At 53.5% G+C, this 21,495-nt stretch carries 11 protein-coding genes and 1 CRISPR repeat array; of the genes, 4 read left to right on the plus strand and 7 right to left on the minus strand.

Translation table 11 applies throughout. From position 1 onward, the window contains the following. The first annotated feature begins 396 nt into the window (after window positions 1-396). On the plus strand, window positions 397-2,151 hold the full coding sequence (locus AB0A83_RS13150; RefSeq protein WP_367154414.1) for a hypothetical protein: 1,755 nt from the start codon (window positions 397-399) through the stop codon (window positions 2,149-2,151). Window positions 2,152-2,562: 411 nt separating this feature from the next. Further along, complete coding sequence (locus AB0A83_RS13155) at window positions 2,563-3,543, plus strand: tachylectin-related carbohydrate-binding protein (protein WP_150049121.1); 981 nt, start codon at window positions 2,563-2,565, stop codon at window positions 3,541-3,543. A gap of 145 nt (window positions 3,544-3,688) precedes the next feature. Here the strand turns inward: AB0A83_RS13155 and AB0A83_RS13160 are convergent, their stop codons facing one another. Beyond that, a complete protein-coding gene (locus tag AB0A83_RS13160) occupies window positions 3,689-4,252 on the minus strand; it encodes a RebB family R body protein (protein ID WP_190303135.1) in 564 nt (187 codons plus the stop codon). A 145-nt stretch (window positions 4,253-4,397) separates the two neighbouring features. Further along, window positions 4,398-5,505: a CRISPR direct-repeat array (repeat unit 28 nt; unit sequence TTTCTAAGCCGCCTGTGCGGCGGCGGAC). 484 nt (window positions 5,506-5,989) lie between these two features. Between AB0A83_RS13160 and AB0A83_RS13165 the strand changes: the two genes are divergently transcribed. Further along, window positions 5,990-7,996, plus strand: a complete 2,007-nt coding sequence (locus AB0A83_RS13165; protein ID WP_150049125.1) for a M13 family metallopeptidase — start codon at window positions 5,990-5,992, stop codon at window positions 7,994-7,996. Between the two features lie 67 nt (window positions 7,997-8,063). Here the strand turns inward: AB0A83_RS13165 and AB0A83_RS13170 are convergent, their stop codons facing one another. Then, window positions 8,064-8,930, minus strand: a complete 867-nt coding sequence (locus AB0A83_RS13170; RefSeq protein WP_150049127.1) for a sugar phosphate isomerase/epimerase family protein — start codon at window positions 8,928-8,930, stop codon at window positions 8,064-8,066. Window positions 8,931-8,974: 44 nt separating this feature from the next. After that, window positions 8,975-9,823, minus strand: a complete 849-nt coding sequence (locus tag AB0A83_RS13175; protein ID WP_150049129.1) for a helix-turn-helix domain-containing protein — start codon at window positions 9,821-9,823, stop codon at window positions 8,975-8,977. 604 nt (window positions 9,824-10,427) lie between these two features. Here AB0A83_RS13175 and AB0A83_RS13180 point away from each other — a divergent pair. Continuing rightward, window positions 10,428-11,384 carry an FHA domain-containing protein gene (locus tag AB0A83_RS13180; protein ID WP_367154415.1) on the plus strand — a complete coding sequence of 319 codons (957 nt, stop codon included), beginning with the start codon at window positions 10,428-10,430 and terminating at the stop codon, window positions 11,382-11,384. Window positions 11,385-11,478: 94 nt separating this feature from the next. Here AB0A83_RS13180 and AB0A83_RS13185 read toward each other — a convergent pair whose 3' ends face one another. The 4 genes from AB0A83_RS13185 to AB0A83_RS13200 form a co-directional block, all read right to left on the minus strand. Next, window positions 11,479-12,417 (minus strand): hypothetical protein, encoded by a 939-nt coding sequence (locus tag AB0A83_RS13185; protein WP_367154416.1) that lies wholly within the window; start codon window positions 12,415-12,417, stop codon window positions 11,479-11,481. A 932-nt stretch (window positions 12,418-13,349) separates the two neighbouring features. Beyond that, the gene (locus AB0A83_RS13190) at window positions 13,350-15,194 is read right to left on the minus strand and encodes a hypothetical protein (RefSeq protein WP_150049135.1); all 1,845 of its coding nucleotides are present in this window, start codon (window positions 15,192-15,194) and stop codon (window positions 13,350-13,352) included. Window positions 15,195-15,225: 31 nt separating this feature from the next. After that, complete coding sequence (locus tag AB0A83_RS13195; RefSeq protein ID WP_367154417.1) at window positions 15,226-19,893, minus strand: DUF6603 domain-containing protein; 4,668 nt, start codon at window positions 19,891-19,893, stop codon at window positions 15,226-15,228. Window positions 19,894-19,984: 91 nt separating this feature from the next. Then, window positions 19,985-21,457, minus strand: a complete 1,473-nt coding sequence (locus AB0A83_RS13200) for a ComEC/Rec2 family competence protein (RefSeq protein WP_367154419.1) — start codon at window positions 21,455-21,457, stop codon at window positions 19,985-19,987. Window positions 21,458-21,495 lie beyond the last annotated feature (38 nt).

The raw sequence follows: 21,495 nt of genomic DNA on the forward strand, positions 1-21,495 counted from the left end.
CATACCGCTAAAAATCGGAACGCTGCATCGACCGACATGTGGCTCGGCTGATATCCGGTGGATTAGGTCAAAGCGCCGACCTCGTACGGCTGTCGCTGGATGGGCTTGAATGTTAAGGCTCGCCACCGAGCAACACGGTTATTTGCTTGCCGGGCACGGTCAGCAATGAACCGCTCAAAAACAACCATCTCGCGCCGGGAACGGCTACCGCAGCAAGATTGCTCAAGACATGCCGGACGGTTGCCGAGCCGGCCTGAAGCGGAGGCTTTGCCGGTTGGATGGCGGCGAGTAGACTGAGACGTTTCGTCTTCTTATTTAAAGTCAAAACCGCTGGACGGAGGTCAGTATGGACTTGAACAGTTTCAACAAACCGAGAACGGTTCGGCCGGGTCGCGAATGAACTTGGAACGACATCGGCACAACCACGTGGCGCAAGCCGTGCTGCAAGACCTAATCCGCATCGATCGCGGCATTCTGAATTGCGCGCTAATCATCGTGGCGGCACTGATGACTTGTCCCGCGCTGGCGGCAAAAAATCAAAAACCCATAGCGAATGCCGGTATCGGCCAAACCGTAACCTTATCTACTCTCGTAAGCTTGGACGGCAGTCTTAGTTACGACCCCGAGGGTTCCTCGCTCACGTATCGCTGGACGCAAACCAAAGGACCGAGAGTCAGGCTAAAAAGCGCGTCAACCCCAACCCCGACATTCTTGAGTCCTGTCACGTTAAAGAAACGTAAGCCCGTCGTGCTGAGATTCAAATTAACGGTGACCGATAAGCGTAGCGCATCGGCCAGTGCCGTTGTATCGGTGACCTTGGCCAATTGCCTACCGCCAAAAACCTTGCAAAACGGCAATTGTGTCGCGCGTTATGCCGCTCAAAGCGTGCATGCAGGGCAACACAATTGCGCGCTGCTCAGCGACGGCTCGATCAAGTGTTGGGGCTTCAACGAACGAGGCCAGCTCGGATTGGGCGACACCAAAAATCGTGGCAGCAAACCCGAAGACATGGGCGATAACTTGCCGCGCGTCGACATGGGCGACAATCTTCCGGATTTTGTGCCGATTGGGATGCGCACGGCCAAGGCATTGGCGGTCAACGTTTACCATACCTGCGCCATTCTGGACGACAACACAACCAAATGCTGGGGGCGCAACGACGCCGGCTTGCTGGGCATAGGCGATCAACAGGATCGCGGCGACAATCCCAATGAAATGGGCGGACTCTTGCCGCACGTGGATTTTGGCGAAGGTCATTTCGCGACGTCGTTGGCGCTTGGACTATTTCATTCCTGTGCGGTATTGGAAAATCGAAAAGTCAAATGCTGGGGTTTGAATTATGACGGCCGCCTGGGCATTGAAGAAATCGTGGCGCGAGGCGACGAAGCGAACGAAATGGGCGACCATCTTCCTTACGTCGATTTGGGGAATGGCAGAACAGTCCAAGCACTTGCTGCCGGAAACTCCCACACCTGCGCGCTGCTTGACGATAACACCATCAAATGCTGGGGTGCCAACGTGGCGGGTTGTTTGGGAACCGGCGATACGGCCAACCGCGGTTCGCATGCCGAGGAAATGGGCGATAACTTGCCACCGGTCAATTTGGGCAGCGGACGCACCGCAAAAGCCATCGCTGCCGGCGGTTATAGCGCCTGTGCGATCTTGGACAACGGACGAGTCAAGTGCTGGGGATATAACGACATAGGCCAATTGGGACTCGGCGACACCCGCAACCGCGGCACGAATGCGGGCGAGATGGGCGACAAACTGCCTTACGTCAATTTGGGCAAGGGACGGACCGCAAAGCAAATCAGTGTAGGAGGCTACGAAACTTGCGTCATTCTGGATAACGATCAACTGAAATGCTGGGGATCAGGTAGTCTTACAGGTCTGGGTGATTCGATGAATCGCGGCGGCTCTCCGGACACCATGGGAAATCAACTGCCCGTTGTTAATTTGGGCACGGGGCGCACGGCCAAGGCCATCTCAACAGGCATAGGTCATAGCTGTGCCCTCCTCGACGACGCCACCATCAAGTGTTTCGGCTCCTGGGCTGCCTACGGAGCACTCGGCCTTGGCGACACCGAGACTCGGGGGGATCAGCCTAACGAAATGGGAGACTATTTGCCCATCGTCGACCTAGGCCACTGACAGGCCCGCCATCGCGACCGGGCTACGAGGCGTTGCGGTATAGGTTGCACCAAACCAGGCGTTGAGATTGTTAGCTTGCGTTTAAACCGGGCGATTTTTCCGCACAGAATGCGCTAAATTCGTCAATGCGCCGTTTAGCAACCTGCGCGGCGACTGGTCATAGCGTGGTCCAAGGATGCACGGCTATCGCCGAATATCCGGATTGCCGCAAGCCGCCTTGTTTTGGACGTACCATCGATTTCATGCCGACGATTGGATTTAGTCGCACCGATCCGCGCTACTCGGACTACAGTTATAGCGGCGTAGACGCCATGGTTTTGTGTCCGCCTCCTACGTCTGATCCCATAAGCCGCGATACGCGAGGGGTGTTTCGCCGCTTGTGGTCCTTTCGATGTATGCAAAGGAGCTCTTATGTCAAAGCGTACACCTTGGCATGGTTTTGTCGCGGTTTTATTGGTGATGACCTTTACCTGTTTTTCTTCGGTCGCGGACGATGATGATTACGAGGTGGGAACTTCGGCGGTTCCGCTACCCGCCGGACGCCCGCAGAATAATCCGCCCCCGCCTCCTCCACCGCCCAAGCCCAAACCCAAGCCGCCGACACCCAAGCCGCAGGTCTCGGATCGGCTGATTCTGATTCCGCATGCCGTTCAAGCGGAAAAAACGGCGGGCGATTTGTTGTATTACCAGTACCTGGGGATCGGCGACGGTTCTGCGTCCTGGGGCAAGACCGGCATCAAAGTCGGCAACGGCTGGAACTTCAAGCAGGTGTTTTCCGGCGGTAACGGGGTGCTTTTTGCGGTTAACGATGCCGGGGAATTGTTTTACTACCAGTATCTCGGCATGCGGGACGGATCGTCGTCCTGGGGCGCTGCCAGCGCTAACAAAATCGGCGACGGCTGGAACTTTAAACAGGTGTTTTCCGGCGGTGACGGGGTTCTGTTTGCGATCAACCATGCCGGGGAACTGTTTTACTACCAGTATCTCGGCATGCGGGACGGGTCGTCGTCCTGGGGCGTCGCCAGCGGTAACAAAATCGGCGACGGCTGGAACTTCAAGCAGGTGTTTGCCGCTGATGCCGGGGTGATTTTCGCGATCAACCAGTCCGGGGAGTTATTTTATTACCAGTATCTCGGCATGGCCGATGGGTCGTCGTCCTGGGGCGTCGCCGGCAATAAGATTGGCGAGGGCTGGAATTTCCGCGAGGTGTTTTACGGCGGCAACGGGGCGATTTTTGCGGTCACCGACGCCGGGGATTTGCTTTACTATAAATATCTCGGCTTGCGCGACGGGTCGTCGTCCTGGGATGCGACAGGCAACCCGATCGGCAACGGCTGGAACTTTAAGCAGGTGTTTTCCGGCGGGCACGGGGTGATTTTTGCCCGGCCGTAACAAGCGGGTTGTCCACATCGTTGTGCGTGGACACTATCTTCGGCACTTTCAATCGGAGGAGAAACGCGGTTCAGTGAGCGTTTGCCTTGAATCCTGGTGCGATTAGCTTAAGTAATCGCACATTTGGAGATTCGCATGCCTTCGATTACGCTCCTTGCCGGTTCTCATCCCCTTCTGCGGCTTTTAATTCGCTGATGAATTGGATCAAACGGTTGTTGGACAGCAACGTTTCCATCGTGCGCGCCTGGGCAGGACCTAGCGTGCTGTCAATGTCAATGCCGGCAGCCAACACCACCAACACGTAGCCTAACATTTGTTGAGTGTTGACTTCGTTCAGCATGGCTAAAGCTGCCGAGAACGCCGTCATCAGCCGAGTCGCGGATTCGGCCGAATCGCCTGCGGCAAGCGAATTGTCCAGCGCCCCCAGACCCGCATTTGCGATGGTCTGCAACTGCGCCGCCAATTCGTCGGTGCTAGTGGCTGCCGCAGTGTCGCACACCTCGGCTGGCGACGATGTTACCGGGCGACTCAGTCGCATTTGTATCGCTTGGGTAAACGCCGCCTGCCCTACCAGATAAAGTTGGCTTTGGGCGGTAACGGCATTCTCGATCGCCAAGCCAAGGCCCTGCAGCACTTTGCCTTCCAACGCGTGTTGAAAATCGCCGGCGACGCCGGCATCGCGGTCTTGATGGAAAGTCGTTATGGTCATAAAAGCGGTCTCCGTAAGATGATGGTTGTCGACGATAGAGCATAGGTTATCTTTTGAGATTGCCCTAAACGACTCGCACATTCGTTACAAAGCCAGCGGCGCGGAGTTTGCCGGAAACATTTCAAACCACGTTTGCTCGGGTAATTTTCTAAGCCGCCTGTGCGGCGGCGGACAAATCCTGCACCGTGGCCGGGTCTACCGCGTCTTTCTAAGCCGCCTGTGCGGCGGCGGACCTTGGGAATTGTCCATCTCGGCGTAAAACAGCTTTCTAAGCCGCCTGTGCGGCGGCGGACCTTCTCTTGTTAACAATTTGTCAGGCTCAAAATTTCTAAGCCGCCTGTGCGGCGGCGGACTTGACGAAATAGCTAATTTAAACAGCGTGCAATTTCTAAGCCGCCTGTGCGGCGGCGGACGTGCTGCAAACCCTGCGCCGCCTGCGCGACCTTTTCTAAGCCGCCTGTGCGGCGGCGGACCATTACCGGTGGTTGACCACCAGATTCCAGCCTTTCTAAGCCGCCTGTGCGGCGGCGGACGCTTTAAATATTTCCGCTCTAACGCTGTCGACTTTCTAAGCCGCCTGTGCGGCGGCGGACTATGGTCGGCGATGTGGTGAGTTTCGGGAGGTTTTCTAAGCCGCCTGTGCGGCGGCGGACAATATGTTGTAAAGCGTTAAACATTCGTTCTTTTTCTAAGCCGCCTGTGCGGCGGCGGACTTGTTCAACCTGGAGCCTTACGACAGGCCGCTTTTCTAAGCCGCCTGTGCGGCGGCGGACTCGTTGTTCATTTGTTGTCCTCTCTCGATGTATTTCTAAGCCGCCTGTGCGGCGGCGGACCTCGACGTCTACACCGTGAAATTCGATTTGCTTTTCTAAGCCGCCTGTGCGGCGGCGGACTCATCAACCCAGCAAATCAAAATGCGACCTTTTTTCTAAGCCGCCTGTGCGGCGGCGGACTATCCGCATGTCTGGGAAGGTGAGCATATCACTTTCTAAGCCGCCTGTGCGGCGGCGGACAAGGCGGATTCGTCAATCACCCGGCAGACAACTTTCTAAGCCGCCTGTGCGGCGGCGGACGACTTAGCAAAGACCGCTGGCGACGTTGTGTCTTTCTAAGCCGCCTGTGCGGCGGCGGACGTAGAACATTCTATGTAGACTCGTCGTTTGATTTTCTAAGCCGCCTGTGCGGCGGCGGACTCACCGTGCACTATTCCCCAGCTGAGGTAGGTTTTCTAAGCCGCCTGTGCGGCGGCGGACTGATTATAAATAAACGGGAAGCCGGTTGCGACGAAGGCTGCGGGTTGTTTTGGGTATTTTTACCATCCGTAAACCACTTACCCATAACTAGTTGATTTTATTCGCACCGTTAAAGCGAAAATTTTTTTGGGTGCAAAATTCAGGCTCGGCGGCGAGGCTACGCCACCCGCTAGGTACGGTTGCGCTAAAAACGATAACCCTAACGACAGCCTCTTGTGCAGATATAGTATCCATCAATCTTACCGCGCATGCTGTCACTCACAATCCTCATTGAAACCGATAGGTGATTGAAAAACCGGAATACTCACATCTATGGAATCGGCGCAGCCCGCATTACACTCCGCACGCCCAAAGCGAGAAAATGTAACCTGACACTATAACTTTGCCGGTAGAATATTCGCCATCGGCAATTGCCGCAAACTTGTCCGCCAAACGCAACAAATCATACACATCCCACCGTAACTCAACAAAATAGCGCATCACAATGAAACCATGGATTTTGGCTTTGGGCCTACTTGCAATTTTTATCGGCAACCAACCTAGCGCGGAGACTATAGAAACGTCGATTGCCCAAACGATGGATCCCCATGCCGATCCTTGTCAGGATTTTTATCGCTACGCCTGCGGCGGCTGGCTGGACAATCATCAACTGGCGGACGACGAATTGCAATTGATCAAAGGCTTCGACCTGGCTAACCAGGCTGTCGAAGACAAGCTGTATGCGCTGTTTCAAACCGCTGCCAAGCTGTATCCCAGCGGCGATAGCCTCAACGACCAAGTCGGCCCGTTTTTTCAATCCTGCCTGGACGACGATCTGCAAAGCAGCGCAATAACCGGCTTGCAGCCTTATTTGGACGCGATAGACCACATCAAAAACCAAACCGAGTTCATGCAAGTCGCCGGGCAATTGCGGGAGATCGGCGTCCTGGGTTTGTTGAACGCAACCGTCATTCCCGATCTTTTCGACGCCAGCCGCTACAGCGTGTTGGTTACGGCCGGCGATCCCGGATTTTACGACGGCGATATCTATACCCGTAAATCTCCAACCAACAACAAGCTAAAAACAGCCAATGCCAACGACATTCAAAACATTTTGCTGCTGCTGGGCGAAACGGCGGAACAGGCGGCGCGCCACACCCGGCAAATCATGGCGATAGAAACCGTGCTCAGCAAACACCACGGGTTGTTCGGCACAGTTAAAGATTTAGATTATTACGGCGCGCCGCAGGTATTGGATCAATCCGCTCCTTATTTTCCGTGGTCGGCTTATTTCGAAGCTACGCAAATGCAAGGCATCACCCATTTGTATTCGTCGCCCAGCTTATTGAGAGCCTTGGCCAAAGTGCTGCGCAAAACCCCGCTGGACGGCCTTAAGGCTTATTTGCGCTGGACGCTGATCTCAAGTTACCGTCCCTATCTGCCGGAAAGCTATTCGATTAGTCCGTACTTTCAGTACCTGATCAGCGTTCCGCGCTGGAAAACCTGTTTGCGCATCACCTCCACGATACTGAGCGACAAAACCGGGCAACTGCTTAAGGCAACCGAGGATTATCAGACCACAGCCAATTTGACCCAGTCGATTTTCAACAACATCAAAAGCCAATTCCGCAGCCGACTGCCTACGGTTGTTTGGTTGAACGAAGATGCGTTGACCGCCACACAGCTCAAGCTGGATGCATTGACGGCCCAATTCGCCTATCCGACCGAATGGCCGGAATATGCGCTATTGGGCTTTGACAGCAACGATTTTCTCGGCAACGTCATCAGCGCGCGTGCCGATCTCGCTCAACGCGAATTCGCCTTATACGGCCAAACGGTAGATAGAAACAGTTGGGAATACAATGGTCCGGGCCCACAGCAGGTCAACGCGTTTTATCAACCGTTGAAAAACCAAATCCATTTGTTGGCCGGGTTGCTGCGCAAACCCTTCGTCGATGCCGAGTATCCGGATGCCGTCAACTATGCCGCAGTGGGATTCGTCGCCGCCCATGAAGTCATGCACGGCTACGACGACGAAGGCCGCTATTTTCTGGAGGACGGACGCGCCGGCTATTTATGGCCGAAAAAAGTCAACAAAAGCTTTAACAAGCGCAGCCAATGTCTGGTTGGTCAATACAACGCTTACCGGGTCCCCGACCTAACGCTGAAGGTTAAAGGTAAACCGACCCTGGAAGAAAATCTGTCCGACGTCAACGGCCTAAAACTGGCCTATCAAGCGTTCATCACTTCCGGCGACTCCACCAGCCAATACACCATCGGCAATCTGACCCTGTCGGCGCAACAATTGTTTTTCGTCAGCTTCGCGCAAAGTTTTTGCAACATCAGCCGTCCGGAAATGGACGAATACACGTATTCCCGGTCTTGGCAGCGCTATGCTCCGCCCCGTCAGCGGGTGATAGGCCCGATAAGCAACCGGCCGGAATTCGCCGCGGCGTTCAATTGCCCGAAAAATTCGGCTATGAACCCCAACCGCAAATGCCAAGTTTGGTAAACGCTTTCAATCGAGATTGCCCGGCATAATCAATGCCGGGCGGACGCCGGTTTAAGCGACAGCCCGCTCAGCCCGGATAACGTTGTTTCATGAATGCCAGGGCCTTACCGGCCAGATCGTCCGAGTCGTGCCACAAGTTGCGCCATACGCACAAGGTATTGGATAACTTGGGATCCACGACTTCGGACGAGAACGATTCGAACGTGATGGGTCCTCGAAAATCGATCCGCTTGAGCGCATTGAAAAAGCTATCGAAATCGACGTTGCCGGTACCCAAATAACCGCGGTGGCTTTCGCCGATGTGCACGTAACCCAGCCGGTCCTTGGCGGCCAGCACCGACTGTTCCATGCCGTTTTCCTCTATGTTCATATGATAGGTGTCCAAATGCAGATAAGCATTGGGCCGATCGACTTCGTCCAAGAACGCCAAGCCTTCCAGTCCGGTATTCATGATGTTGGTTTCGTAGCGATTGACCACTTCCAGATTGATGTTGATGCCTTTCTCGCCGGCATAATCGGCCAGACGTTGCATGGCGGCAATCGAGTTGGCCCGGTTTTGCCCGGACGCCGGGCCGGGATATTTGCCCAGCGCGCAATAAATGACTCCGCACAACTCGGTACCGCCGATCGCATGCAACACGTCGGTGGCCTTGCGCAATAGTTCGTCGCCTTTGGCAACCACGCCCGGATCGGCGCTGCTCACGTCGGTCGCGGCGGACAAGCCCAGGGACGCATGCGCCCGCAGATGGTGCTCCTGCAGCAAATCCCTGGTTAGCACGGGGTCGACTTTCCACGGATCCAGCAAGGCAATTTCGATGTAGTCGTAGCCCGAGCGCGCCGCGCCGCCAATCGCCTTGCGCGCGCCTGCCGGCGTCCAGTCTCCGGACCACACCAAGGCGTGGCCGCCGAACTCCAATGCTTTACCGTTTGCCATAGCCTGATTCCTCCACAAATGAGCGAAGCATAAAGCCCTTGCCTTTAATTGGCGAGCGAGATGTGCAACTCCATATCGCGCACTTGCGTATAGTCCCCGGAAGGCATGGCGTCAAAGCATTGATACGCGCCGGAAGTGCCGAAGCTTTCCCGATTGTCGACCAGCCAAGCAATGACTCTGGGTCTTAAGCGAATCAAGCACTCCAAATAAGTACTGCGAATAGTAAAAACCACAAAGCGGGAAGGTTGCATTTCGAATTCCGACCAACAATCGGGCAATTTCATACCGGGAACCGGGTCGATGGCGCAGCCGTAACGGATATTTTCCGGCGCAGTTATATCGGGGTCGTCGAATACCAACCCATAACACTGACCGGAACCATCGATTCCCAAGCGCTCGAGTTCCGCACGAAATTTCGGCCAATGATTGAGCGACGCCTCGTAAGGTCCGAAATAGCGCTTGTACCACAATATTCGGTTTTTTTTCACAGGCACGATGCGAACCGGTATAGAGCCGATCTCCGTTTCATTGAGTAATTGCAGATACTTATGCGTTGCCGCCAAGCGCATTTGTTGCGGTGTTTGCCCCCAACGGCGGCGGAATGCGCGAGTAAACGCTTGCTGCCCGGAATACCCCATGTTAATGGCGATGTCCAGCAACGACATCCGGGTATGGCAAACAAATACCGCGGCTAACTCCAGCTTCATTTGCAAAATAAATTGGACGAGGACCAAACCGGTTTGCTGTTTGAATAATCGCTGCAATTTAAAACGGCTAAACCCATATTCTTCCGCCAGTTGTTGGATATACGCTCTATGATCCGATTGACCATGGGCTTGAATGTAAATGTCTTGCTCAACTCGGGAGATAATCTGGTTGATGAATTTTTCCATGTTCGGCAATCCCTTAAATTGACAAGCAAGCACGAAAGGTTTTGTTGAGGATGGTCAATACTTTAAATTCTAACATCTTAAAGCAGGTGCACAAAATGCTAAACGGCTTGAGTCGATTTCACTATAGCATGTCGCTGCGATACAGCACCTCGGCCAATATGCTCGCTAAAATAGCGATATAACAACAAATTTGCAATTAGCGAACGAGAAGCCGATGTTGTGCTGAAACCTTGCGTCCGGTAATAGCGCACCATGCTGGCCGTAAGATTGAACGGATAGTAAACGCCGCTGAAACCGTAAGCCGGATTCCGCAACACTATTGTGCCTGGGAACGCTGTTATTCAATATACATTAATTAAAAGTCGGCACTATTCGAATTCCTCCGTTGAGCAGAGGTGGCACGCTTTTTATGTCACCCGCTCGATGCGTGAATATTGACATACTTACCGGCTAATTCTCGTTAGCTGAATAGTTATAAAAATTGTTCCGGATGAAATGTGGAAACGCTAAAACTAAACAGAGTCCGGCGCGGACTATATTAAACATCGACCCAATATTGACAGTCACATCCTAATCTTGATAACCCTAACGAATAGATTTCACAATGGCAATTTTATTGAATAAAGAAACTGGTGAAAATGTCGAGTTATTACAAACGCATTTGTTTGGCTGCAATGCGAATCTTTCGAATGCCTTTCTTTACGAAGACACAACCTGTCCTTCGCACGCATTACTCCACTGGAATGGGAAAAACTGGTCGGTAATTGATTTAAGTGAATGCGGAACTTACCTGGACGGCAAACGAATCCCGAAGGGTAATTGCATCGCCTTGCGAAGCGGACAACAGTTGCAATTTGGTTCTACGGACAATCACGTGTGGCACGTGACAGACCTCTCCGGCCCTAAAGCTAAAAATCTCACGCCCGTGAGCTTGATTGATAGCGACGTAAAAGAACAGATTATAGAAGCGCGCAACGATACGCTTACATCTCAAAATGCGGCGTTACAAACAGAATTAAAATTGATATTGAAGACAATTACAGAAACCGGAAGCGTCAAAAACAACATTGTATTAAATATTGAAGGTGAAAAATTTAATATTCAGATTGATAAAATCGCCGAAAAAAATAACGGCACCATAAAAAGCCCAGTCCCAGAAAAATTACACATGTCGTTTTTTATTAGTACGGACGAAGAGCATACTAAAGTCAAGCTTTATTATGCCGGCAAGCTATATCAGTTAGGAGAATACGTACACCATTATTTACTCGTAACCTTAGCCCGCAAACGTCTTACCGATGTTTCGGCAAAAATAGACTCGACCGCACAAGGTTGGCTGGAGGTAGAACAACTAGCAAAAATGTTAGGCGTTAATATCCAGCATGTAAACATTTACATATTCAGGGCCAGACAACAAATTTCTCGCTTATTATATAAAAATAAATCCGTCGAAATTATTGAACGCCGGCGCGGCAGCATTCGCCTAGCTCCGTTTTCTTTCGATATTTATCGAGGAGAACGTATGGAAGGAAAATACTCACCATTATTCCCTCCAGAATAGAATACCTTAACCTATTTTTATTAAATATTTCGCTCTAAATGTCTAAAAACCGGAAATAGGCCTTTATAAAAAAGGCCTATTGAACTAAAAGCGCTTATCCCACCGATGTTTGCCGAGAATATACGGCCATACTCAAAACGCCTATCACCAACAAAGCCAAGGAAGTCGGTTCAGGAAGCGGCGGATTGGGTTGACTGGCGATAATAGTCCAATCAAGGTTATCGAAAATCGGAAACTCGCTATCGCCGGAAGGTCTGGATAGACCACCGTTGCCGCCGGTCACAAATTTGCCAATATCAAGCCCCGGGAATGTGGCGTTTAATACGGTGACTTGAAAACCGAGATTGGTGTTAGTAATTGCGGTTGCATAGGCGACAGACAAAAATTCATCCACATTCAGCGGCGCAATTGAACTGAAATAATCGTTAGGCCCGGATAAGCCAAGCGTAAGCCTAAGCTCCCCGTTGGTGGCGCTATTGATGCCATCTTGCACGAAACCGTCCCGGCCATAGTCGTTCGCGCTGTCTTCGTATAAGGCCCCGACAAAAATTCCGTCGTTTTGCGCGCCTAACTTTGCAGCATCGAACGTATACATACCGCCTAATATGTTGCCCGTAGACCAATCAAAATAAGCCCTATCGTTAGCCTCCAAAGCACCGAGCCGGTATTGCCAAAGGTCGACATTTTGCGGGCCATCCTGATCGTCAGGGCCTAACGGTCCTAAATCAACATCTCGCCCATCCATCACTTTTACCGCGGCAAATGCTGTGAGTTCGTTAATACTGGTGCCGGAACCGATATTCGTTCCACCTATGCTATTGAAACCTACAATTGCGAACAAAATATCGCCTTTTGTTAAGGTAGCGCCGCCCGCCGCATTAACACTGTCATCGACGTTAATTAAATATTCGGCACTGTTATCGGAAAGCAATGCGGGTGACTGCTTTAAAAGTAAGTCATTAATATTGGTTGCATTCGCTTGTAAAGAAGCACTAGCTGCAAGTAATGTCATTGCAAGTTTATCTATTTTCATTATTTACTCCAAATAGGTATATTGTTTACATCAAGGCTATAAATTTACCTAGACAATAAAGACTCCGTATAACTAGAGTCTATTGTTATCTGCCTTGAACAACATATCCATTACGGATGATTACATTGAATTACAGCGGACGACCGAATGAGCGGTATTTTTCGGATTATATCGTGCGTGTTGGTGAAACCATACTCGCCGCACCTCAAATTTCGGCAATCACCCCTACCCTATGATTTGGAGCCGATCAATCAATATGAGCGCAAGGCGCAGAGATGTTGATCAAAACAGAAAATTGAAGTGCGAACTATGAAGCTATTTCATCGTCGAGTGTGCGTAATTGCGGACGCCACAAAAAGTGCAAACACATGGCTAGACAGAGGAGTATAAAATATCGAAAAACTATGTTATTTACCAAAAACGCTTAAGTCATCTAACACACAATTGATCTAAAGTATTTCTCACGTCGATATTATCAAAAGCATTATTGGCACACTGTGCCTGGGCAAAAGCGATTTCGAAGCCATCGAAAACCATCGCGACGACGAGTATTTCAAAGCCGCGCCGGCCATTGATCAAGTGCCGTCCAGTGCCCGCGGAATCCTGGTCGACGCCACGGAAAATCAATTCTCCGCTTGCGTGGAATTGACCGACGACAAGGCATCGAATCGGTTCGACGCCTTAGTCGCAACTCTTAAAAGCAAGAGCAAAAGCCGGTAGCTCACCGCAGTAGCAGTTAGCGAAAGATTGACGCCGTGCGCTTCGACCGAACCTCTGCATGCTCCCTAAGCTCTAGCCGCAGCCGCATCGATAGCAAAACAACTATTCAGCGTCTACAAAGAAAGAGGCGGCATTCCCCTCCGACGGGAATTTGTGCCAAGGCTAAATAGTTGCCGGTAAACAAAGGGCAAACTTGCTTATCAAACCGATGGTTAGCGCCACTGCACCGCCACCTCGAATTTTTGCATCCTTCCGAGTAATTGGCGCGCCAGTAAATGCGAGGAATCTTGGTTAAAGGTCTTCAATTGCAGTACCCGCAGGGACGAGTTCTTCCATATTTGCGGGTTTTGCAATTGTCCTTCCACCGACATATGCAAGATGTCCGGGGTCTGCTGAATAGTCAAAGCCGTAAATTCGTCTTCGAACAAGTACAGAGCGACGGCCGGCGACAGCTGCGCGTAGTGGTAAGGTGGCAAGCGGGTTTGATCGGCAGCCGTCACAAAGACTTGCAGCCCCGGCCAGCCGGCCACGATGTTGGAACGCAACAAAAAGCCGGTCAGTTTTTTATTGGCGAACTGCTCCGACAGCGCGGCTTCGCCGTCTTCGCAACAGGCTTGATGGGTGGACGGCACCCGCGCCGCGCCGAAGACGCCGTCGATCAGAGCTTGCATCCACAGCGAATCGACAGTAAAAAACCGAATGGATTCCGGCGGCAGCATGCGCTCGTCCGCCAACAAATAGTTCAGAGGTACGCCTTTGAATTTCTGTAAATCCTGTAACCATTGCGTCAATTCCTCAGGCGGCTGCGGACATTCGCAAACGCAAGCGCATTGCACACTCGGCAAGTGGCTGCCGGGTCTGCCAGGGGCCGCCGCCGCTTGTGCATGGGCGTGGTGAATTTGCTGCCGGCGCCACTTTTGCAACGCGCCCAGAATGCGCCGGTTTTGCAACACCAGCAAGCGGCCCAGTTCCCATGCCGCGGCGTATCCGACCGTCAGCATGCCGATTTCCGCTTCGTAAGCCAGCAGACTATCGGCGCAGGCCGCCGGCAATTTCACCGCTAGCGGCGCGGCAAGCAAAGAGCGCGGCGGAATCAGCGGACCGGCGTACCAGGAGACACCGCGCTCGCCGCTGCGAAATGTGTGCTGCAGCGGCACCAAGCCTCGATTCAGATAGCGTTCGGCATCCGGATTCAAGGCCGGCGGCAATTGCAACCAGCCCGAACCCAGCCGTGAAAACAAACCGGCCAAGGTTTCGCTCTCCGGGTGGTCGGCGCATTCGCAGCTAAAACTCCAGCTATGCAGCACCACCAAGGTGCTGCCGGCTTGGCCGCCGCTGTCGAAATCGTGGCTGCGATAGCGATTTTCCACCGAAACCAGATGCACGGTGTTGCGGCCCTTGGCCGGCAAGCGTTTTCCAAGTACAACCGCCACGCTTTCCATCGCCTGGCCGTCGACCTGCCGGGCGCGCACGTGGCATAGCAGCTTCAGCTCGTCGAGGTCCGGCATGCAGTCGTGCAGAATCTGCGCCGGCACATCAATGGCCTGAACCGGATCGGAATCGTGCTGGCCGGAGAGATGCTCGCCTGTCTCTGACTCTCTGGCCTGCGGCGGCAGCTTCCCCAAGGTGGTGGTGTAGACCTTGCTCTGTTGGGCTTCCGCTTCGTGCAATAACAACAAGACCAGCCAAGGCGCTTTGCCGTCGTCGTCGGCCTGCTTGCCCGTCGCTGGCAAATTGTTTGCGTGACTGCCGCGCTCGGCGCTGCGCTCCCACGGCAGCGTGTCCCGGCTTAACATCACGTGCGGCAAGCTGTTTTCGTAACTGCCGCGCCCGCCCTGCGGCGGGTACACCGAATGAATGTCGGCAGGATTCAAACTGAAACGCTCGCCGGCCACCCAAAATTCGACTTTGCTGTCGTGTTGAACTTCGGTTTTTTGGTCGACGGCCACCCGCCAATTTGCGACCAGTGTGTAAGCACCTGCCGGCAGTGTGGGCCGGTGCTCTTTGCGTAAAAAGTATTGGGTTTGGGCATCTTGGGTGAACGTCGTTTCCGCCATACTTTGATCCTCCTGTTCTAAGCCAATCTGCCTATGCCGCTGGACGCGAAACCGCGCCAGCCTTCTGCCATTCCATCAACACCGGCTCGCTCAGCCAAGACGCTACCGTCACGCTGCTGCAATCGCCGTCGTTGCCGGCATACAGGCCCTGCAGCACGTTTTGCCGCGCTTGCCTCACCGTCGGAGCTTGCAAAGTAGTCTTCACCTTATCCAGCCGGCCTTTTTGATCCTCAGCCGGAATAAAGCTTTGGGATACGTTCGAACTTGCCGGAACCAAGCGTTGCCGGTGCGGGTCCGCGGTGCCGCCGGCGACTTCGACCTCTTCGGCGTGTGCCTTGATCGGATTGATCACCCGAATTTCGTAAGCGCAAATCGCGTTTTGCAACAGGTCTTGATGCCGCTCGGCGGGGTCCATTTTCTCGCCCCATAGCGACGCGGGCACCGCTTGCCGAATCGGCACGGCCTGAAAATATTTCCGGCTGACATCGTCGCTACCGAACTTGATAATGATCTCTTGGTGCATATCCCACGCCACCCGCGCTTTATTCATAGGCGCTATGCCCAACACCGGCTCAACCACGCCGGGGGCCTCAACCGGCGCGCCGAGCAAAGCCCCTTCCGGCTGGGTAATCGGTATCGCCGAATTAACCGTGATGACCAATTGGCGCGGATTGATCGCCCCTAAATCGGTCGCCGAATTGCTGTTAGTTTGCTGGTCGGCTTGAGCCGGACGTGCCACTTTGCCCGCCGTCACCGTCACGGCACAAATGTCGGCAGTGGCGGGTAAAAACGATTGTTGGAACTCCGACCATGTCAAAGCTTGCGGCACCGGACGCTGCTGGTTGCCAAAGGTTACGTCAAACGAAATGACGAACCAATGCACCTTGGCGACCCCGGAGAACGGCGGTCCCCACACAATAAGTAGCGCGCCCAGTTCCACGCTGACGGTGTGCCAGCCGAAGAATTTAAAGGTGTAGGAAGCGCCTATCGAGACGCCGATTTCGCCTTTATAAAAGTAAGGCTGCCAGCCGATCAGGAAATCCACCCCGGCAATAAACCAGGCTTTCAGGTGATCGCGTTGCCAAACAGCCTGCAAATGCCCGCCGGCCATCAAAGCTGACGGGGTCAGCGCGAAATAGGCGTCGGCTTTGACCGACAAATTGGCGTCGACTTGCCAGTTCATGCCAATGCGCGGCACCAGCGGATAATGGGGGGGTACCTTAAAATCCTTGTGATAACCGCCCAGCGTCAATACGAAATCGCCTTTATTTTTATGATTAGCAAACCAGCAATAAAAGGCAAAGCCGCCGGTGATGTGGCAATCGGGGGAAAACACATGGCTATCCGGCAGCAATTTGGCCATCACCATCAGCACGCCGTCGTCCGGCACAAAACGGGCGATCAAGGCCAAGCTGGCCGAAATCAGCGGCGGCTTGCCGGTGTTGGTCTGACGCGGCGGCGCAATCAAGGTAGCCTTGCCCAACACGTCGATTTCGAAATGCTGGCCGAACAACACGCTGAGCAGCACGAAACCTTCGATATTCTTGAACGAATTGAAGCGCACGCCGACGGCCAGAAAATACTCGCCGATGGCCGGGGTAATCGCGGCGCTGAGCTGCTCGACCACCTGCATCGGCGTACTCGGCGGGCTGGGCGGCGAAATGGCTTGCTTGACCAGCGGAAATTCAGCCACTTGATCGATCTGCGGTATGTTCAGGGTACGGTTGTAGCCAAAACCGGCAGCCAATCCTTCCACATAGAAAAACACCGTGCCGCCCAAGGGATAATCGATCAAGGCGTAAACGAACAACGACGGATGTTCTTGCTGAGTCGCCGGGTCTTTCAACGTACGATAAGCGCCCAAAGCTTCGATAGCCAGTTTGTTGTAGCCTATGCTCAGTGCGCCGTCGTATTCGCCCTCTGCCATACGCAGCAACGCACCGCCTATTTTCAAGGCGCCGGCGCTGAAATCCACGCCGAGTCCGTTCAAATGGAAGGTCGGTTTGAACTCGCCGCTGCTCAGCGCACTCAGCGCGCACTCGGCGGCCAAGCCCTGCAAGCTGATGCTCAAGCCGCCGGCCATCAGCGCGGCATCCAGCAGAAAATCCAGGTTTTGTCCGGACAAGCCTATGCCTAAGCGCTGAAAATGCACCGGCCCGAAATTCTTTTGCAGATTGAACCATTTAACCGCCAACTGCGCTTGCGCGCCGCTAGCCGCGATAGCTGGCGCGGTCGAGCCGGCCGGTTGTCCGTTGGCGGCGGCTTGCTCGATGTTGGTGGCTAGCGGCAAATCCAATTGCTCGGAAATCTCGCCCATCCGCAAGGCGGCATTGACTTTGACCTTGCCGCTGGCGGTATCGAACTTGGTTTCCGCCAGCTTGGTGGCGGTATCGGCACTCAGCGCGTTGATGCGCTGGATTTCGGCGACCTCGAAATCGGCGCTGCCAGCCAACAGCTGGAACACCACATTCAAGGTTTGGCTACGGCCTAACGCGGCGCCGACCAGCGGCAACTGTGACAGCTCCAAGCCGGCTTGCAATTCCATGCCGAACAAGAACTTGCTGACCTCGCCGGTTTTGCCGAAAGCCAGTTGCACGTGATCCAGACCGATATGAATGTCGGCCGGAATCAGCTTGGAGACGGATTCGGAAATTTCGGCGACGAAGGCGCGCAAATACACTTTATCGGCACCGGCGCTACTGTATGACGCCACCAGCAGGCTGGTACCATCGGCGTAGCTACCGAAGCCGACTTCGAAATCGCGCTGCAACACGTGCAGCGATCCGCCGAAGGTCAAGTTGTGCGCGGTTTGTTCCGGCACTTTGGTCAGATCGGCGCGCACGGTCAATGTGGCCAAACTAGTGCTACCCACCTGACCGTCTATCGGGAATTGTGCGGTGGCGTGAAATGAAAAATCTTGGGTTGCGGTGTTGAATTTGACGCCCAAGTTGTACAGCTGCAATTCTCGCACCGGCCCCGGCAACTGCGCAGCATCGGGTAGCTTCAACAGCTCGCCTATTCCCACCAACCATTGGCCGGCCGGAATCTTGCTCTGCTGGTAAGTACCGCCGGCAAAGCTCCAGCCGCTGCCGTTGCTGACGTAATCCGCCTCCACGAACAAGCGGGCGTCGGCCAAATCGAAGGAGCCGACGGCCTGAAATTCGGTGTGGGTTTCCCCGGCGTGGTTGAGCTTGAAAAACACCCCGCGCAAGGCGAAGGATGGCAGCTCGGGAATAGTCCAGACCCCTTCCAGTTGGATTTCGCCTTGATAGAGCTTGGCTTTGGGCCGTACCGAAAAGGCGAAATCCCGCACCGCCAATTTTTCCAATTGCGGATGTTGGTTTTGGCCGACGAAATGATCCAGGATTTCGATGATGTCGATTTCGCTGTTGTCGATCAACTGGCCGCTGAAACCGTAATCGGTCTCCCCGCCGGCATAATCGAAATCGGCGGTCAGGCGCAACACCCCGGTTTTGCCTATGCCGAACAAGCCGGACAAGGCCAGATTGATCCCCGGCCGGGTGGCCGGGTTTCTGATCACCACATCGATGTCGATGGCGTTCAACGCCAGCACGTTGTCCACCAATACCCAGCGGTTGGTGTCCTGGTTGGTTTCGATATTCAGGCTGACCCAATCCAGTTCGAAGCTTCCGTCGCTTTTGTGTTGGGCCAACAGTTCCAATTTGGTCAGAGTGACCAAGCCTTTTGGCTGAAAATCGCTGGTCGGCAACGACAGGCGGCAACCGGGCACGAAACCGGCCACCACGTCCCAGGCCAAGTCCATGCCTTCACTGAGATCGGACCAGAAACGCAGCGCGCCTTCTGCCTGATAAACCTCCGCACCGAGCGGAATTTGATAACGGTGGGATTCGCCGCCATTGCCGGCCGGCACCTCAACCACTAAATCGGCGGTCCAGGTCAAATTGCAGGACGGCTCCCGCTGGCCGGTCGCAGTGCTGAAGCGCGGCGCGGCTTTCAGCACGTATTGCACGTTCTCGACCGCAAACAAACCGCCCAGCGGCGCATCCGGCGCTTGCGGCAAGCCGCCGTACAACGACACGTACGGCGCGACAACCGTAGGTTCTTCGTCCTCCGCGAACGCGGCGATACTGCCGAACAGAGGCAAGTACTTGCCCTCGGCTGCCGAACTGAAAAACAAGCGGGGATTGCTGCCCTTGACCGAATCCGCCGCCAACAAGCCGTTGAACAGCATGCCGGCCGGGCGTTTCGCCTCGTCGTTATCGTGCGAATTCAACACCAGAAACGGAAATTGTTGGTTAGGCGCGGAAAATTCCAGATCGGCCAACAGCGAGTTCAGATAGAACGGGAAACCGCCGGCCAAGGTCCAATTGTCTTCCGGTTTTAAACCGGCGGTCAGCGACAAATGCAATTCGTAACCGCCGCCGACCGGCTCGCACCAAAGTTCAAAACTAACTGCCATACCGTTTACAGGCGGCTCGCTGCCCCAGCCTTGCAGGCTGATGCGCCCGCCGGTCGACGGCGGATTGACGACGGCAAGCCGGCTCAGACGCAACGTACCGCGCGGGAAATAGCCGGCGACGCTATCGCGAACTTTATCGGTATTTAGTTGCGCGCTGGATAAGCCGGCAAGATAGGCTTTGTCCAAAGTTAAGCTGGCCTCTCCCCCCGGCAATTTACCGTCGGCGAGCAAACGCCGGTAAAGTTCCTCGGTATTCATAAGCGCTCCCGGCGGCAGCCGCGAATCGATGAAATAGAGTCGGGATGAGTCGATACACCCCAGCTACAAACGCGCATTCGACCGGTCAACCTCATATGTTGACGACATCCTTGCTAAACGCCCCGGTTTTGGAAATTTTATAGATAGTCCGAGTCTTTTTTTCGGTCACTTCCCTGATCAAATCGCCGGCGGAATTGATGGTGAAATACAAATGGCCGTTGCTGTCGGTTGAATAAACCCCGAAGGCTTTATAGGTTTTGCGCCATTCGCTACCCGCCATGTCAAGCCAGCCGTCATCTCCTCCACATTTGATATCGTGTTCATCCATGCTGTTGCACAAACGATACGCTGTGGTTCTGCCGCTCAATTTCGTCGCGTTTACATACTTTTCTACGGTCTTCCAACGCGGGTTGGTATCGCCTTCGTGCGGCCCGGAACTAATAGCGGCCAAATAAGGATTCACTAATTTCACAAAGTTATCCCCTGCGTGCTCGGTGCCGGAACCGTGATGTTCCAATTCCATAAGGTCGACATTCTTAAGCAAGTTGGTATGGTTTGCAGTCAGAAAATCTTCAGTGGAGTAAGTCGCATCCGCACATAACAAAATTTTTCGGCCATAGACTTGTACCAAGGTAACGATGCTGGCGGCATTGGCTTCGGTGTCGGCATAAGCCTTGACCACCTCGCCGCTTAACAAATCGATGCTGCAACTGCTTTCATTGACGACTCGGATCGATTTTCCGGTTACCGGATACAATTTTTTCCAGTCGTCTCCGGCACTCGATTCCAAACTGACCTGAGCAGTATTAATAGACACTCGATTGACGATACCGGCCTTGTCCATATAGTCGAAGGTTTTATTTTCAGCATAATCGCTCTTCTTTATGGTGAAAAATAAATTATTTACCTTGCTGACCACCGGTTCTATTATCCTCGTTACTTCGTTGTAATGATCCAAGTCGGGATGACTTAAGATCAGAGTATGCAATTCTTTCTTCCGACCATTCAAAAAATTCGGGCCAACCAACACATCGCTAATCGTGGTCTGATAATTCGGATCTGACGGCGATTTGCGTTGGCCGCAATCGATGACTACCGTATCTCCAGCCGGGGTGCGCATGAAAATACAATCGCCCGAACCAATGCTCATGAAGGCGATGATAAAACTGTCTTTGTCGTTAGCTTTCGGCGACGAACTGCGGGCTAAAGCGGCCTTTATTACATCCTCGTTGGCTTTTTTGATGACATCGCGCGCATCCTTTTCCTGTTGTGCTCTCACATAAGTGGCTTTCAAATTATTGAACGTGTCGGCATCTACCGTATCCGTTACCACATTGTTAAGCGCCGTTCTGCCATCACCGTCGAACCAAGTCCATAGCGGGTGATCTTTGTTTACCAATTTAAGCTTGTCATAAACATCGCGGTCCGCTGTTCCTAAGTCGGCAGGATTGATACCTGTCGGTTTTGCAGATCGGTCAGTTTTACTATAGCTGCGAGGTTTAAATTTCTTGTAAGGATTGTCTTGCGAGTTATCATCATCACCGTCGTCATAACTTCTTTTCATTATCCGCTTACTCACTACTTGGTATCAGTCGTCTAAAT

It is taken from the genome of Methylomonas sp. HYX-M1, assembly GCF_040741385.1.
In the GTDB taxonomy this organism is placed as follows: Bacteria; Pseudomonadota; Gammaproteobacteria; order Methylococcales; family Methylomonadaceae; genus Methylomonas; species Methylomonas rhizoryzae.

Bases quoted from the DNA above. Each gene is read 5' to 3' on its own strand.
- AB0A83_RS13160 (WP_190303135.1), bottom strand. From the start codon at position 4,252: ATGACCATAACGACTTTCCATCAAGACCGCGATGCCGGCGTCGCCGGC.
- AB0A83_RS13170 (WP_150049127.1), bottom strand. From the start codon at position 8,930: ATGGCAAACGGTAAAGCATTGGAGTTCGGCGGCCACGCCTTGGTGTGG.
- AB0A83_RS13150 (WP_367154414.1), top strand. From the start codon at position 397: ATGAACTTGGAACGACATCGGCACAACCACGTGGCGCAAGCCGTGCTG.
- AB0A83_RS13155 (WP_150049121.1), top strand. From the start codon at position 2,563: ATGTCAAAGCGTACACCTTGGCATGGTTTTGTCGCGGTTTTATTGGTG.
- AB0A83_RS13185 (WP_367154416.1), bottom strand. From the start codon at position 12,417: ATGAAAATAGATAAACTTGCAATGACATTACTTGCAGCTAGTGCTTCT.
- AB0A83_RS13190 (WP_150049135.1), bottom strand. From the start codon at position 15,194: ATGGCGGAAACGACGTTCACCCAAGATGCCCAAACCCAATACTTTTTA.
- AB0A83_RS13195 (WP_367154417.1), bottom strand. From the start codon at position 19,893: ATGAATACCGAGGAACTTTACCGGCGTTTGCTCGCCGACGGTAAATTG.
- AB0A83_RS13165 (WP_150049125.1), top strand. From the start codon at position 5,990: ATGAAACCATGGATTTTGGCTTTGGGCCTACTTGCAATTTTTATCGGC.
- AB0A83_RS13200 (WP_367154419.1), bottom strand. From the start codon at position 21,457: ATGAAAAGAAGTTATGACGACGGTGATGATGATAACTCGCAAGACAAT.
- AB0A83_RS13175 (WP_150049129.1), bottom strand. From the start codon at position 9,823: ATGGAAAAATTCATCAACCAGATTATCTCCCGAGTTGAGCAAGACATT.
- AB0A83_RS13180 (WP_367154415.1), top strand. From the start codon at position 10,428: ATGGCAATTTTATTGAATAAAGAAACTGGTGAAAATGTCGAGTTATTA.